General features: G+C 71.8%; 13 protein-coding genes. 6 read left to right on the top strand and 7 right to left on the bottom strand.

Features of this window, described 5'->3' with window-relative positions:
• Positions 1 to 115: 115 nt before the first annotated feature.
• A complete protein-coding gene (locus E3328_RS16665; RefSeq protein WP_135365778.1) occupies positions 116 to 922 on the top strand; it encodes an HVO_0234 family beta-propeller protein in 807 nt (268 codons plus the stop codon).
• Positions 923 to 944: 22 nt separating this feature from the next.
• On the opposite strand, the gene E3328_RS16660 is transcribed toward E3328_RS16665, so the two are convergent.
• Complete coding sequence (locus tag E3328_RS16660; protein WP_135365777.1) at positions 945 to 1,550, bottom strand: hypothetical protein; 606 nt, start codon at positions 1,548 to 1,550, stop codon at positions 945 to 947.
• A 301-nt stretch (positions 1,551 to 1,851) separates the two neighbouring features.
• Positions 1,852 to 3,321: an endonuclease/exonuclease/phosphatase family protein gene (locus E3328_RS16655; protein ID WP_167837442.1), complete on the bottom strand. Its 1,470-nt coding sequence runs from the start codon at positions 3,319 to 3,321 to the stop codon at positions 1,852 to 1,854.
• 163 nt (positions 3,322 to 3,484) lie between these two features.
• Between E3328_RS16655 and prs the strand changes: the two genes are divergently transcribed.
• Complete coding sequence (prs, locus tag E3328_RS16650) at positions 3,485 to 4,336, top strand: ribose-phosphate diphosphokinase (protein ID WP_135365775.1); 852 nt, start codon at positions 3,485 to 3,487, stop codon at positions 4,334 to 4,336.
• A 95-nt stretch (positions 4,337 to 4,431) separates the two neighbouring features.
• Complete coding sequence (locus E3328_RS16645; RefSeq protein WP_135365774.1) at positions 4,432 to 4,632, top strand: hypothetical protein; 201 nt, start codon at positions 4,432 to 4,434, stop codon at positions 4,630 to 4,632.
• Positions 4,633 to 4,681: 49 nt separating this feature from the next.
• Here E3328_RS16645 and E3328_RS16640 read toward each other — a convergent pair whose 3' ends face one another.
• Both E3328_RS16640 and ilvD read right to left on the bottom strand, forming a co-directional pair.
• Positions 4,682 to 4,996 carry a HalOD1 output domain-containing protein gene (locus E3328_RS16640; RefSeq protein ID WP_135365773.1) on the bottom strand — a complete coding sequence of 105 codons (315 nt, stop codon included), beginning with the start codon at positions 4,994 to 4,996 and terminating at the stop codon, positions 4,682 to 4,684.
• A 271-nt stretch (positions 4,997 to 5,267) separates the two neighbouring features.
• Positions 5,268 to 7,025 (bottom strand): dihydroxy-acid dehydratase, encoded by a 1,758-nt coding sequence (ilvD, locus tag E3328_RS16635; RefSeq protein WP_135365772.1) that lies wholly within the window; start codon positions 7,023 to 7,025, stop codon positions 5,268 to 5,270.
• 198 nt (positions 7,026 to 7,223) lie between these two features.
• Between ilvD and E3328_RS16630 the strand changes: the two genes are divergently transcribed.
• Positions 7,224 to 7,835 (top strand): cell division protein CdpA domain-containing protein, encoded by a 612-nt coding sequence (locus E3328_RS16630; RefSeq protein WP_135365771.1) that lies wholly within the window; start codon positions 7,224 to 7,226, stop codon positions 7,833 to 7,835.
• Positions 7,836 to 7,986: 151 nt separating this feature from the next.
• The gene (gene priL / locus E3328_RS16625; protein WP_135366435.1) at positions 7,987 to 9,126 is read left to right on the top strand and encodes a DNA primase regulatory subunit PriL; all 1,140 of its coding nucleotides are present in this window, start codon (positions 7,987 to 7,989) and stop codon (positions 9,124 to 9,126) included.
• A 61-nt stretch (positions 9,127 to 9,187) separates the two neighbouring features.
• Here priL and E3328_RS16620 read toward each other — a convergent pair whose 3' ends face one another.
• Positions 9,188 to 9,436 (bottom strand): DUF7472 family protein, encoded by a 249-nt coding sequence (locus tag E3328_RS16620; RefSeq protein ID WP_135365770.1) that lies wholly within the window; start codon positions 9,434 to 9,436, stop codon positions 9,188 to 9,190.
• A gap of 252 nt (positions 9,437 to 9,688) precedes the next feature.
• Between E3328_RS16620 and E3328_RS16615 the strand changes: the two genes are divergently transcribed.
• Entirely contained in the window at positions 9,689 to 10,351 is a 663-nt protein-coding gene (locus tag E3328_RS16615; RefSeq protein WP_135365769.1) for an SWIM zinc finger family protein, read from the top strand.
• Between the two features lie 460 nt (positions 10,352 to 10,811).
• Here E3328_RS16615 and E3328_RS16610 read toward each other — a convergent pair whose 3' ends face one another.
• Positions 10,812 to 12,725 carry an ABC transporter ATP-binding protein gene (locus tag E3328_RS16610; RefSeq protein WP_135365768.1) on the bottom strand — a complete coding sequence of 638 codons (1,914 nt, stop codon included), beginning with the start codon at positions 12,723 to 12,725 and terminating at the stop codon, positions 10,812 to 10,814.
• Positions 12,722 to 14,647 carry an ABC transporter ATP-binding protein gene (locus tag E3328_RS16605; protein WP_135365767.1) on the bottom strand — a complete coding sequence of 642 codons (1,926 nt, stop codon included), beginning with the start codon at positions 14,645 to 14,647 and terminating at the stop codon, positions 12,722 to 12,724. The genes E3328_RS16610 and E3328_RS16605 overlap by 4 nt, the downstream gene beginning before the upstream one ends.
• Positions 14,648 to 14,705 lie beyond the last annotated feature (58 nt).

The following is a 14,705-nucleotide window of genomic DNA, read 5'->3' as shown; positions in this document are numbered from 1 at the left end:
TTGGTCCCGGGGCGCCGTCGTGTTCGATGTCGGCGGCGCCGGCGGGTCCAGCGGACCGCCCGCCGCCGAACGGATGCGGCGGCAGGTTTTCACGCCCGGGGCGCCCACTCCCCGTATGAGCGCCATCGAGGAGAAGCGGATGTACGGCGACCGCCGCGAGGAGACGGTCGCCTACCTCGCGACGGGCCAGGGCGTGGCAACCGTGCGGGTCTCCGGCGACCAGGTGGGCCGGTTCGGCCTCGCCCACCGGACGGCCGCCCGCGACGTGGCGACGGCCGACGGCGCGGTCGTCGCCGCCACCGACGAGGCCGTCCTCGTCGGCCCCGAGGAGTTCGAGTCGCTCGGGTTCGGTCCGGCCGTCGCCGTCGGGACCGACCGCGAGGACGACGTGCTCGCCGCCGGCGAGTCGGGGCGGGTCGCCCGCTACCGCGACGGCGAGTGGACCGACCTCGGGACGGTCGGCGACGTGCGGGCGATCGCGGACGGCTTCGTCGCCGCGGCCGACGGCGTCCACCGCGTCGACGGCGACGGCCTGGCGAACGCGGGGCTCGACGCCGCACGCGACGTGGCGACGGTCGAGGGCGTCCCGCTGGCGGCGAGCGACGACGGCCTCTACCGGCTGGGCAACGGCTGGCTCCGCGAGCGCGAGGGATCGTTCCGAGTCGTCGCCGGGAGCGGAGACCACGCCCACGCCGCGACGGCCGACGAACTGTTCGAGCGCGACGGCGAGGCGTGGACGGGCGTGGACCTCCCGGTCGACGAGCCGGTCGTCGGCGTCGACTACGGCGAGTGCGTCTACGCCGTCACCGAGGCCGGGACCTTCCTCGTCGAGGCCGACCCGGAGACGACCGCCGACGGCGCCGGCGGCTGGCGCTCGCGGTCGATCGGCCTCCCCGACGTGGCCGCGCTCGCGGTGGTCTGAGCGGCCCCGGCCCCGCGCGTCGTCAGTCGCGACCGCCCCGCACCAGCAGCGCCGCCGATACGACCGCCACCAGCGCGAGCAGCGCGCCCCCGGCCGGCCCGAGCGCCCCGTCTTCGGCGGCCGCGGTCTCCGTCTCGCGGACGCTCTCGTTGAACACGACGCGGGGCTCGGTGTCGGTCTCCCCGACCGTCCACCGGTAGACACGCGTCTGGCCGTGGTTGCCGTCGGTGTAGGAGTCGACCGTCGAGCGCTCGGCGGTCCAGTCCGTCGCGGGGACCCGTACCTCGACGACCGTTCCGTTGGCGAGGTGTTCGCTCACCGTCGGCCCGAGCACGATCGACCCGTTCCCGACGAACGGGTTCGTGGGCCACGAGGTCGGCGTCTCGCTCCCCGGGTCCGGGTCGAAGACCCAGTGGAACCGCATGGTCACGTGGACCACCGACCCGGACTCGAAGGTCCGCTCCGAGGATGTCGTCTCGTTGGATACCACGACGAGACCCTCGTCGCGGTCCGCGAACGCCCGGTGGATGCGCTCGTCCGTCTCGAACCACGTCAGGTTCGCTGTCCCCTCGTCGTACCGGCGCGCCTCGGCCTCCGAGCGAGCGACGTACCAGGCGTCGGCCGTCACCAGCGACGAGCCCGGACTGAGGACGACTGTGACGTTCGAATCCCGCGGCTGTGACGTGTGGTTCGGCGTTGCGGTGGGTTCCGGACCGGCGGCCGACACACCGGCAGCCCCCGCGGGCGCGAGAGCGGGTACCGCCGACGCGACGACGATGAGGACGGCGAGCGCGAGGAGCAAACGACTGCAGAGCGGTCGAACCGCCGGCGACCCGCTCCCCCCGTTCGGCGGGCCGTCCCCGCGACGGGTTTCACGCGACCCACTCCCCCCTCGATAGCGGCTCACAGCGTCCGGCTATCCCGCCCGTTCACTTCATCCTTCGTGTTGGAATACAATATCGGCTGTCAGTTCCGCCGCGCGCGAGCGCGCCGCCGACGAGCGCCCCGACCGCCGCGAGGAGACCGAACCCGGGTCCCGTCCCGCCCGTCGTCTCGGCGGCCTGTGTCCGTGCGTCCGACGGCGCGTTCGCCGACGAGTCGGTCGGGTCCGCGGTCGATCCGGTCAGCGCCGGTCGCCGTGTGCCCGTCGACGGCGTCGATGTCGGTGTGGGGGTCGGTGTCAGCGTGGGAGTCGGTGTCGGCGTGGGAGTCGGTGTCGGTGTCGACGCCGGGATCGGGTACGTCGCGGCGACGCCGGCGTGGTCGGAGGGCCAGACGGTCACGTCCTCGCCGTCGACCGTCGCCGCGACGCGGTCGGCGGGGTCGGCGCCGAGCCGGTCGACCGCGGTCGGCTCGGGCCCGCGGGCGAGCACGTGGTCCACCCGGCTGCCCAGGCGCGAGCGCTCGTTGCGCAGGTCCGCCGGCTGACAGCAGGTGTCGTCCGGCGCCGTCCCGACGGCGGCCGCCGCGTCGGTCAGCGACGCGGTCACCGCCTCGTGGGCGTCGTCTCCCGGCCCGCTGTTGAGGTCCGCGCCGACGACGACGGTGCCCTCGTCGGGGAGCACGTCGACGAGCTCCGCGGCCTGCCGGCGGCGGACCTCCGCCTTCGAGGATTCGAGGTGGGTCGAGCAGGCCGTCAGGGTCGCCCCGTCGACCGCGAGGTCGGCCAGGCAGTACCCCCGCCGGAGCGTCACCGTCAGGTCGTCGCCGGCGACCGGGTACCGGGCCCGCGCGTCGTAGCGGCCCGAGCGGGTGTCGCGCACGTCCACGCCCTCGCGGACGAGCAGCGCGACGCGGTCGGTCAGGCGTACGTCCAGCCACTCGCCGTCCGCCTCGGCCGGGACGGACACGTCGGTCGTGACGGCGGTGGCCGCCACGTCGTAGGCGCCGCCCCGCTCGGCCAGCGCCGCGGTCACGAGGTCGAGCAGGTCCACGACCGGCTCGGCGTCCCCGTCGTCGAACAGCGGCCGCGTCCGCACGAGCGCCGCCTCCTGGAGCGCGACCACGTCGGCGTCCGCCGCGAGCAGCCGCTCGGCGATCCGGTCGGCCCGCGCCGCGTAGGGGTGGCGCCGCGCCGCGGCGAGGAGGTCGCCGGCGGTCGAGCGCGCCTCGGCCAGCGAGTCCGCGTCGAACAGCCGGAAGAGGTCGACGCCGAGATAGCAGTTCCAGGTGGCGACCGTCAGCCCCGCGGCGCGGTCCGGGCCGGTCGCGGCGTCTGTTCCCGCTCCGGGCGCGTCGCCCGTCCGCTCGCCGGGCGCGGCGGCCGACCTGCCGGCGGCGACCGTCGCCAGTCCCGCCGCACCGGCGAGGACCGCCCGCCGCGTCGGTGAAGGGCCCGCCGGGCCGTCCCCGCGGTCGTCCCTCGCGCCGTCCTCGGAGGCCTCCGTCGTCGCGGGCATCGTCGACCCTTTCGAGGTGTCCCCCTTGACGGTGTCGTACCAGTTCTCAGGCTCGATTCTGGCGGGCCGTCGGCGCGCCCGTCGGCCCCGTCCGGTCGCCGGTCGCGAGCGCGGCGCTCCTGCAACCGAAACGGTGTTTACCGGCGAACGCGACCCCCCGCACATGATCGTCAGCGGGTCCACGTCACAGGCGTTCGCGGCGGCGCTGGCCGACGCGACGGGTCGGGACCTGGCCGCCGTCGAGTACGATAGCTTCCCCGACGGCGAACTCCAGGCGACCCTGACCGACTTCGCGGCCGAGGAGGCCGTCGTCGTCGCGTCGACCGTCTCCGGCGACGCCCACGTCGAGTTGCTCCAGCTCCAGGACGCCGTCCGCGAGGCCGGCGCGAGCGAGGTGACCACCGTCCTCCCCTACATGGGCTACGCCCGCCAGGACCGGGCCTTCTCGGCGGGCGAGCCGGTCTCGGCCCGCGCCGTCGCCCGCGCCGTCTCGACGGGGACCGACCGCGTGCTCACGGTCAACCCCCACGAGCGGGCGGTCTGTGACTTCTTCACCGTCCCCGCCGAGCCGGTCGACGCCGCCGGCCGCCTGGCCGACCCGCTGCCCGCCGACCTGACCGACCCCCTCTTCCTCTCGCCCGACGAGGGCGCTATCGACCTGGCGGCGACGGCCCGCGACGCCTACGGCCGCGGCGCGACCGACTACTTCGAGAAGGAGCGGGACTACGACACCGGCGACGTGACGGTCGAGCCCAGCGACGCCGCCGTCGCCGACCGCGACGTGGTGCTGGTCGACGACATCGTTGCGACGGGGTCGACGATGAGCGAGGCCATCGGCGTGCTCGCCGACCGCGGCGCCGCCCGCGTGTTCGTCACCTGCGTCCACCCGATGCTCGCCGCCGACGCCCGGACGAAACTCGAACGCGCCGGCACGACCGCGATCTTCGGCACCGACACGATAGAGCGGTCGGTCAGCGCCGTCAGCGCCGCCCCCGCCGTCGCCGAGCGGCTCTGACCGCCCGTCGACGAACCGAACTGTCCGCTTCGCGCACGTGTCAATACCGGAACCTATAAATCGGGTGTGGGTGAGTTATCAGGTACCACGGACCAATGACGGGACACACGAAGGGCGGTTCGGGAGCCTCGGAGGGGCCGCCGCTGGGGACGCTCGACCCCGACTCCGTCGAGCGGATAGACGTCCACCTCGAGCGGGCGCTGGAGACCGACGACCCCGACGAGAAGGACTTCCACGTGCGCCACGCCAGACAGCTGCTCGAAGCCTGCCGGGAGTCGGAGCCCTCGCACGGCTAAAGCCGTGTGCTCCCTCCCCGAACCACTGTGACCCGCTCCGGGCGGCGGCTCACTCCCGGGGTTTGACCCGGATCCGGCCGTCGCCCGTGACGGTCACGTCCGTCCCCGCGTAGTCGATCGAGACCCTGACTCCCAGCGGGTCGCCCGAGCGGACGAGCATGTCCAGGGCGTCCGCGTCGACGACCTCCTGGACCGGCGGGAGCGTCGTCACGCTCCGGTTCGTGACCGCCGCGACCGCCTCGGCGACGGCGATGCTCGGCGAGTCGTCGCCGCTCCAGTCGTAGTGGTCGAAGACGACCGCGTCGGACCCGTCGCTGACCGCGTCGGTGTTCTCGCCCCCGTTTCCCTGCTCTTCGTCTCTCATGGATCGATACCCGATTGACGACGCCGGCCGGCCGGACCTGTGACCAGCAATACACGTCTGTAGGTCCCCCTCTCGCATATGCCTTGTGTTGCCGACTATCAGTAGTGAAATTAACCGTCGGTGCCCTCGAAACCGGAAGATAGCCGTCGACAGACCGTCTCCACGGACATCTATGAAATTGTGATTTGATATACGAGCTAGACGACGCGGGCGGGTTCACGGGTCCGGCACGAGGAGCCGCCGCGGGGACGGACTCGATCGGGGGTCGACGCTACTCCCACTTGGCGCCGGGGTTGGTGACCGCGCCGTTGGCCGCCGACCCGAAGTCCCGGTGGTACTTGGCGAGGACGCCCGACTCGTAGTTCGGCTCGGGGTCGTGGTCCGCCAGCCGTGCCTCGATCTCCTCGTCGGACAGGTCCACGGAGAGTTCGAGCTCGTCGATGTCGATGGTGATCGTGTCGCCGTCCTCCAGCGCGGCGATGGGACCGCCGACGTAGGCCTCGGGGGCGACGTGGCCGATCGAGAAACCCCGCGTCGCGCCGGAGAAGCGGCCGTCCGTGAACAGCGCCACGTCGTCGGCGTGGCCCTGGCCGGCCACCGCGCTCGTGACGCCGAGCATCTCGCGCATCCCGGGGCCGCCGCGGGGCCCCTCGTTGCGGATGCCGATCACGTCGCCGCTCTCGACGCGGCCCTCCTGGACGTACTTCATCGCCTCGCTCTCCTCGTCGAAGATCCGGACGGGCCCCTCGTGGCGGCGGTACTCCTCGCCGGAGATCTTGATGACCGCGCCCTCGGGCGCGAGGTTGCCCGTCAGGATGCGGATGGCGCCCTGCTCGTTTTTCGGCTCGTCGACCGTGTAGAGGTAGTCGGCGTCGACGTCCTCGATGGCCGGCGGGTCGTACGCTTCGAGCGCCTCGGCCATCGTCTCGCCCGTGACGGTCAGCGCGTCGCCGTGCAGCAGGTCCGCCTCGTAGAGGGCGTTGAGGACGACCGGGACGCCGCCGACCTCGTGGAGGTCGTTCATCACCTTCTCGCCGCCGGGCTGCAGGTCGGCGATCTTCGGCGTGCGCTTGCTGATCTCGTTGAAGTCCTCGATGTCCAGGTCGACGCCGGCCTCGGCGGCCATCGCCAGCAGGTGCAGGACGGCGTTGGTGGAGCCGCCGACCGCGACCTGCAGGGCGATGGCGTTCTCGAACGACTCCCGCGTGAGGAAGTCGGAGGGCGTGCGCCGGGCCTCGACGACCTCGGTGATCAGCTCGCCGGCGCGGCGGGCCTCGTCGTAGCGGGCCTCGTCCTCGGCCGGGGGACTGGCGCTGCCCAGCGGCGCGAAGCCGATCGCCTCGGAGATGGAGGCCATCGTGTTGGCGGTGAACATCCCGCCACAGGAGCCCGCGCCGGGGCAGGCCTGCTGTTCCATCTCGTAGAGCTCGTCCTCGGACATCTCGCCCTCGGCGACGGCGCCGACGCCCTCGAAGACGTTCTGGATGGTGATCTCGCGGCCGTCGTGCTCGCCGGGCATGATCGACCCGCCGTAGAGGAAGACGCTCGGCAGGTCCGTCCGGATGGCCGCCATCATCATGCCGGGCATGTTCTTGTCGCAGCCGCCGATGGTGACCAGCCCGTCCATGCGCTCGCCGAAGCTGACGAGTTCGACGGAGTCGGCGATGACCTCCCGGGAGATCAGGGAGGCCTTCATGCCCTCCGTACCCATCGAGATGGCGTCGGAGATGGTGATCGTCCCGAACTCGATGGGCATGCCGCCCGAGTCGTCGATGCCCTCGTAGGCGGCGTCGGCCAGGTCGTCGAGGTGGACGTTACAGGGAGTGATGTCCGCCGCGGGGTTGGCGACGCCGACCATCGGGGAGGACAGGTCCTCGTCGTCGTAGCCCATCGCGCGGAACATCGCGCGGTGGGGCGCCTTCTCGACGCCCTCGGTGACCTCGCTGCTCGGCAGGTCGTCGGGCTTGTCGACCGGTCCGTCGGACCGCTCGCCCCCGTCGTCGCGGGCTCGTGGTTCCTGGTGACTCATACCTCCGAGTCGTCGCTTGGCCCCTAAACCGTTTTCTAACCCGTGGTGGTCCCTCTCACCTCGATCCGAACCGGTTCGGATCGCCTACGGGCCGCCGAGCGCTCGACCGGTCGCCACGAGCGACGGGACACCGCCGCCGACAGCCGTCATGCGCGCGTCTGACGGGTAGTTTTGTAGAACGGCCGAGTAGACGCGGGCATGCCCAGTCTCTCGGAGGCATACGACCGCGGGGAGTGGACCGGGCGGGACCCGCGGCGCGTCTCGGCGGGCGGCGGCCTGTTCGTCGCCGGCGCGCTCGCCGTCGTCGCCGCCATCCTCGTGTTGACGACGGGGCTGGCCGCCGTCTTCGACGCGACGAGCACGACCGACGCCCGCCGCGTCGCGGGCGTCCTCGCCGGCCTGGGGATCCCGGCGATGTTCCTCGGCGTCGTCGCCGTCCTGCCCGCCAGCCGCCGCGAACGACTCGGCGCGCTCGCGGGCGCGGCGCTGAGCGTCGCCGGCGTCGCCATGTACTGGCACGTCTACCCCCAGCAGTGGGTCGAGGCCAGCGACTCGATGGCCTTCCCGACCGCCATGCTGTACTTCGTCGGCGGCTCCGTCGCGCTGTGGTTCGTCCTCTCGGCCGTCGCCTCGTTCAAGCTCCGCAACAACCCCCAGGGGACCGTCCGCCTGGAAGTCACCCGCCAGGGCGAGACCGAGGAGATCCACGTCACCCGGAGCGAGTACCAGCGCTACAAGCGCGCCGTCCGGGGCGAGGCCGCCAACAGCGAGGCCGTCGCCGAGGAACTGCGCGCGCTCCACGAGGAGTAGACGCCCCGGCCGGTTTCCTGTCACCGTTCCGCAGACTCCGGAGCGACGCGAGCGGCAACCGCCGGCCGAGCGCGACCGCCGGCCAGTGGCGACACCGGACCGCTGACCGTCGGCTTTATTCGACGGTAGGGACAACGGGCGCTCGATGCGAATCGAGCCCACCCACGCCCGGTACCCCTGGCGGGCGGAGTCGCGCGAGGCAGTCGGCGAGGCCGGCGTCGACCTGGCGGCCGTCGTCGCCGACGACGACGCCGTCGTCGAACGGGGGGTCGAACGCGTGGCCTGGGCACTGGAGGACGGCACCGTCGGCGACGCTCACGACGTCGACCGGACCGAACTGCTCTCCTACCCGGTCGCGCGCGTCCTCGTCTCGCTGGTCGACGAGCACGTCCTCACGCGCAAGTACGCTCAGGCGGAGGCCGCCACCGCCTTCGAGCGGTTCACCGCCGACTTCGCCGACACCACCGAGTTCAAGGCCGCCAGCAACCCGCGGCTCACGCTCCCCGAGTTGCTCGCGGAGTTCGACCTGTCCGGCAGCGTCCGGGCGGTCGACGGCCCGGTCGGCGACGGGTCGGCCGTCGTCAGCGACGGGAGCTCCCGCGAGTTCCGGGTCGAGGTCGGGACCTACCTCGATCTGGCCGCCGACCAGCGGGGCGACGAGTGGCGGCTGGTCAACCGGGCGCTGGCCGACGGCGAGGTGCTCGTCGACGGCGAGGAACTGCTCGCGCTCTGCCGGCAGGCCGTCCGCGGCCGCGTCGCCGAGGGCCTCCCCCTCTCGGTGCCCGACCCCATCGCCGACGAACTGACCGACGAGGCCGAGGAGCTCCGCGAGCGCCTCTCGGAGCTGGACCTCACCCGCGACATCGACACCGTCGTCCCCGAGCTGTTCCCGCCCTGCATGAAACACCTCCTCGACCAGGTCCAGAAGGGCGAACACCTCGAACACCACTCCCGCTTTGCCATCGCTTCCTTTCTCACCAGCATCGGGATGACGACCGACGAGATCGTCGACATCTTCCAGGTCAACCCCGGCTTCGGCGAGGAGGCCACCCGCTACCAGGTCGACCACATCCGCGGGGCGACCAGCCCGACCGACTACTCGCCGCCCGCCTGCGCGACCATGCAGTCCTACGGCGACTGCACCGGCAAGGACGACATCTGTACGGACGTGATCGACGAGTCCCACCCGCTGAACTACTACGAACACCGGCTGGACGAGGAGGACGAGGACGACCTGACCGACTGGCGCGAGGACCGCGAGGAAGGAGACGCCGAGGACGCGGAGGCCTGACGACGAGCGCGGGGAGGAGTGAGCGCGGCGGGGGTGAGCGCCGCTCCGGCGGGGTGGGGCGTTACTCCTCGTCGAAGTCAGCGCGGTAGAGGACGAGGCCGGCGACGGCCATGACGAGGACGAACAGGCCGACGACGCCGACCATCACGAGCCCGCCGTCAGGCTGGAGGACCGGCGCAGTCGTGCCGTTGCCCGTCGCGTTGCCGGGGTCGGCGTAGCTGGAACTGACGACGTAGGCCGCACCGATGAACAAGACGACCGAGGCCGCCGAGATCCCGAGTTCGACGGCGAACTTCCGGTCGATTTCCATGGCCGTGGCTTTCCCCGGCCCGGGCAAAAGCGCTTCGAAGCGTCCGCTCGCCCGCCGCGGTCCGCCGGTCCGGAGAGCCGCGACCCGCTCGGACGGCACACGGCCGACGGTCGAGCGCGCGACGGCCGGCCGAACGGGCATCTTGGGGCCGGCTCCGCTGTTTCGCGCGCACACCCGCGACGGACTTAGGTGCGTTCGGGACCTACGTTTCGAGTGGACGCAGTCGCGAGAATAACCAGCGTCCGACCGCCTATGTCCGAAACACGTACCCCTACCCAGGTCCGGAAGACCGCACTCGCACCGGACGTTCGCCGGCTCGACGAGCGGGCCGCGCGCGCCTGGACCGAGCGCATGGCCGTCCGCCCGCTGGGCGGCGGCCGCTACGCCGTCGACAGCGAGAGCGGCGCGACCTACGTCGTCGATCTGCCCGCGGGCACCTGTACCTGCCCCGACCACCAGCTCCGCGGCGAGCGCTGCAAACACCTCCGCCGCGTCGGCATCGAGATCACCACCCGTCGCGTGCCCGCACCCGGCAAGCGCGCGGCCCGGTGCGACGCGTGCGGTATCGAAACGTTCGTCCCCGAGGACGAGGGCCCGCCCGATCTCTGTGCGGCCTGCCGGCTCGAACCCGGCGATGTCGTGCGGGACCGGGAGGCCGACGACCGGCTCGTCGTCGCCCGCGTCACGCCGGCCCGGGCCGACGAGGTCGTCATCGAGGGCGTCGGCGAGACCGTCGCCGACTACGCCACCAACGCCGGCTATCCCGACGACGACCTCGTCGTCGAGGCGGTGTATCTCGGCGACCTCGCCCGCCGCGACGACCCGCGCCGCTACTCGTTCCCCCTGTCGCGGCTGGAGCGAGTGGACGACGCCGCGCTCGTCGACCGGCGGCTGCGCGAGCGAGTCACCGGCTGAGAGCGGCGGTATCCGGTCCGAATTCCAGCCGAGCGGGTGATTCTGTTACCTCGTGAACTCGGGTGGGAGCGGCCGCAGTCGACGGCGAGCACTGAAAGCCCTCGGCTCGCTAGTTGTCGATTCGACCGCAGTCGACAGCAAGTGCTGAAAGCCCTCGGCCCGCTCGCGGTCGCTGAGCGGGATATCCTCGCGGCCCAGGGGCCGCTTCGGATAGTGGCCCGCTCAGGCGACTATACGAGCGCGAGCGCGCCTCGCCCTTTCAGTCCGCCAGGGACCGCAACGGCACCGCACCGGACGGCAACCGCCCCGCTCGGCACCGCAACCGCACAGCACCGCAACGGGCCACGAGCCTCCCCAGCCGATTCGCGACCCGCGAGTCGCGAATCCCTCGCGCGGTTCCGTCGCGCGCACGAGAGCGCGCTCCGGCGCGCGCCGGTTCCGGAGGTCCCACGTCGCTCGGTCACGTCCCGACGGCGCCCACCTGGACCTTCCAGAGGTCGGCGTACTTCCCGTCCAGGTCGAGCAGTTCGTCGTGGCTGCCCTGTTCGACGATTTCGCCGTCGTCCATGACGACGATGCGGTCGGCGTCCCGGACCGTCGAGAGGCGGTGGGCGACGACGAAGGTGGTGCGGTCTTCGGTCACGGCGTCGAGCGAGCGCTGGATGAGCACCTCGGTCCGGTTGTCGACGTGGCTGGTCGCCTCGTCGAAGACGAGCATCGGCGGGTCCGCCAGCAGGACGCGGGCGATGGCGATGCGCTGGCGCTGGCCGCCCGAGAGCATGACGCCTCGCTCGCCCACCTCGGCGTCGTACCCCCCGTCGAGGTCCGCGATGAACTCGTGGGCGCCGGCCTCGCGGGCGGCCGCCTCGACCTCGGCGTCGGCGGCGTCGTCGACGGCGTAGGCGATGTTCTCGCGGATCGTGCCGGTGAACAGGAACGGGTCCTGGGCGACGTAGCCGATCGCGGTGCGGAGGCTCTCGCGCGTGATATCGCGGGTGTCCGTGCCGTCGACGCGGACCGCGCCCTCGCCGGGGTCGTAGTACGCCTGCAGGAGCTTGAGCAGGGTGGACTTGCCGGCGCCGGTCTCGCCGACGAGCCCGACCGTCTCCCCCGGCGCCACGTCGAGGTCGATGTCGCGGAGGACGCGCTCGTCGGTGCCGGGGTAGGCGAAGGACACGTCGTCGTACTCGACGCGGCCCTCGGGGTCGTCGAGTTCCGTCCGTCCCTCTTCGCGGGGCGGTTCGATGCGCTGGACGCCGAGGATGCGCTTCGCGGAGGAGGTCGCGCCCTTGTAGAGGCCGGTCACCCAGGCGAGGAATCGGACGGGCATGACGAGCTGCTGGGTGTAGTACATGAACGGGACGAGTTCGCCGGCGGTGATGGTGCCGGGGAACAGCCAGAAGCGACCCCCGATGGCCCACTCGGTGCCGACGAACAGCGTGGCGACGAACGCGGCGCCGGCGATCAGCCGGAGCGCGGGCTGGTGGCCGACCCCGACCATGTGGGCCCGCCAGTTGGCGGTCCGGTGGGTGGCCGACTGGTCGGTCACCCGCTCGGTCTCGTAGTCCTCGCCGCCGAACGCCTTGACCGTCTGGATACCGCTGATGTTCGTCTCCAGCAGGGCGTTGAGGATCCCCGTCTCCTCGCGCACGTCGTCGTTGCGCGCCTCGTGGCGGGCGCCGAACCAGACGTTGGCGGCCAAAAGCAGCGGCGCGGCCGCCAGCGAGATGAGCGCCAGCCGCCAGTTGAGCAGGGCCATGTAGACGACCGAGCTGGCGAACATCGCGACGGCGACGACGCCGAGGTTGGGGCCGACTTCGAGGAACCGCTCCAGTGAGTTCACGTCGTTGTTGAGGACGCTCATCACCTCGCCGGTCTGCTGGGTGTCGAAGAATCCCATGTCCAGCCGCTGGACGCGGTCGTAGGCGTCCACCCTGATGCGGTGCAGCGTCCGCTGGGCGAACAGGAACAGGGCGTACTCGGCGAAGATGCCGAAGGTCATGTCGACGAGCTTCAGGCCGACCAGCAGCGCGACGGTGAAGGCGAGCATCCCGGTCGGGTCGGCGGGGATCCACCCCGACGGCACGAGCGGCAGAGCGTACGCGCGGTCGTTGAACATCGCGTCGAAGGCCAGGCCCACGATGAACATGTCGAGGTTCGAGATGAACTGCGCGGCCACCGACGAGGCGGCGCCGGCGCCGATCCACCGGAGGTTCCCCCGGCCGCCGTCCCGGACTAGCGACAGGAGCGGCCAGCGCTCGTCCTCGGCGGCCGCCGCGATGCGGCCGCGCTCGCGGCCCGCGTCTCCCTCGTCGACCCCCGTCGCGTCCGGGGACGCTTCGGCGTCGGTCTCGCCGTCCTCGGTGTCGCTCATCGCGACACCTCCCGGTCGACCGCCGATTCGATGCGCTCGGAGGGCCGGTCCTCCGCCCGCGCCCGTTGCAGGAACGCCTCCGAGACGGCGTCGGTCTCGCCCACCTGCACGCGCCAGAGGTCCGCGTAGAGGCCGTCCCGCTCCACGAGTTCCTCGTGGGTGCCCTGCTCGACGACGCGGCCGTCGTCGACGACGACGATGGTGTCGGCGTTGCGCACCGTCGAGAGCCGGTGTGCGATAGCGAGCGTCGTCCGCTCGCCGGCCAGCGCGTCGATGCTCTCCTGGATCTGCCGCTCTGTCTCGTTGTCGACGTGGCTGGTCGCCTCGTCGAGGACGAGGACCTCCGGTTCGCGCAGCAGGGCGCGGGCGATGGCGACCCGCTGGCGCTGGCCGCCCGAGAGGCTCTCGCCGCGCTCGCCGACCTGGGTGTCGTAGCCGTCGTCCAGATCACTGACGAACCCGTGGGCGCCCGCGAGTTTCGCCGCGTGTTCGATCTCCACGTCGTCGGGGTCGTCGACGCCGTAGCCGATGTTCTGTCGGATCGTCCCGTAGAACAGGAACGGGTCCTGGCTGACGTAGCCGAGGTGCTCGCGCAGGCTGCGCGGGGACACGTCGGTCACGTCCTGCCCGTCGACGCTGACGGTCCCCTCGTCGGCCTCGTAGAAGCGGAACAGGAGCTTCGTGATCGTCGACTTGCCGGCGCCGGTCGGGCCGACGATGCCGACCAGCGAACCGGGTTCGGCGGTGAAGCTCACGTCGGTCAGCTGCTGCTCGTCGCTGCTCGCGTAGGAGAAGGACACGTCGTCGTACTCGATGCGACCCTCCCGCACGTCGAGTTCGTCGCCGGTCTCGTTGGCCTCGCGGTCGGTTTCGAGGACAGCGACGATCCGCTTGCTGGAGGCCAGCGCGTTCTCGTAGCTGTCGAGCACGTCGAGCATCAGCTGGCGGATCGGCCCGTAGAAGGACTTGCTGTACAGCAGGAAGGTCAGCAGCGTCCCGGCGGTCAGCGAGTGGCCCAGCACCGGGGGCGCGCCGTTGAGGTTGATGTAGGCGCCGACGGCGAAGAGAGCGACGAACGAGTACGACGACACCGACCAGCTGCTGTAGTTGAAGATGAGCCGCAGGCGGATGACCGACCAGTTGCGGTCGCGGTACTCGCGGGAGGCGTCGGCGACCGCGTCGCGCTCGCGATCCTCGCGAGCGAAGCTCTTGACCGTCGCGATGCCGTCGATGCTGTCCTCGAGGCGGGCGTTGATCCGCCCGACGCTCTCGCGGACCTCCTCGTAGACGGGCTCGACGCGGGTGGTGTACCAGCGGCCGAGCAGCGCGAGCCCGACCGGGAGCACGAGCAACAGCGCCGCGAGGCGGACGTGCAGCATCGCCATGAACGCGAAGGCGACGGCGATCTGGGTGACGAAGCGCAGCCCCTGGACGGCGTTGTCGCCGAAGCCGTTGAGGTTGCTCACGTCGTTGTTGAGGACGCTCATCACGTCGCCGGTCTGGCGCCTGTCGAAGAAGTCCATCTCCCGGCCCACCAGGGCGTCGAAGGTGTCAGCGCGGATGTCGTGCAGGGTGCGCAGGCGGGCGGTGCCGGCGACGCGGCCGGCGAGCCAGCTCAGCGCGCCGTCGAGTGCGAACGCCGCCGCGAGCAGGCCGATGGTGAACGCGACCTGCCCCTCCGTGGTCGTCGGGATCACGCCGTCGGGAACGAGCGGGAGCGAGTACGAGGCGCTCGACAGGAGGATGGCGTCGAGCGCGACCCCGACGACCAGCGCCGGGACGCGCTGGGGGATCTGCGCCAGCGCCGTCCCGACGATGGCGACGACGTAGCGGCCGGCGTAGGGACTGGCGTACCGGCGGACCAGGTGGACCAGCGGGTTGCCGACGTGCTCGGGGGCCTCGTACTCTGGCTCGTCGCTCACGGGGGGTCACCTCGGGGGACGGCGGCGCGCTGCTGCGGGCTACAGTCCGGTGCCGGCG

This window comes from Halosimplex halophilum (assembly GCF_004698125.1).
Taxonomy (GTDB): domain Archaea; phylum Halobacteriota; class Halobacteria; order Halobacteriales; family Haloarculaceae; genus Halosimplex; species Halosimplex halophilum.
Note: the sequence above shows the minus strand (reverse complement) of the source record. Positions and strands in the feature narration are given on the sequence as shown.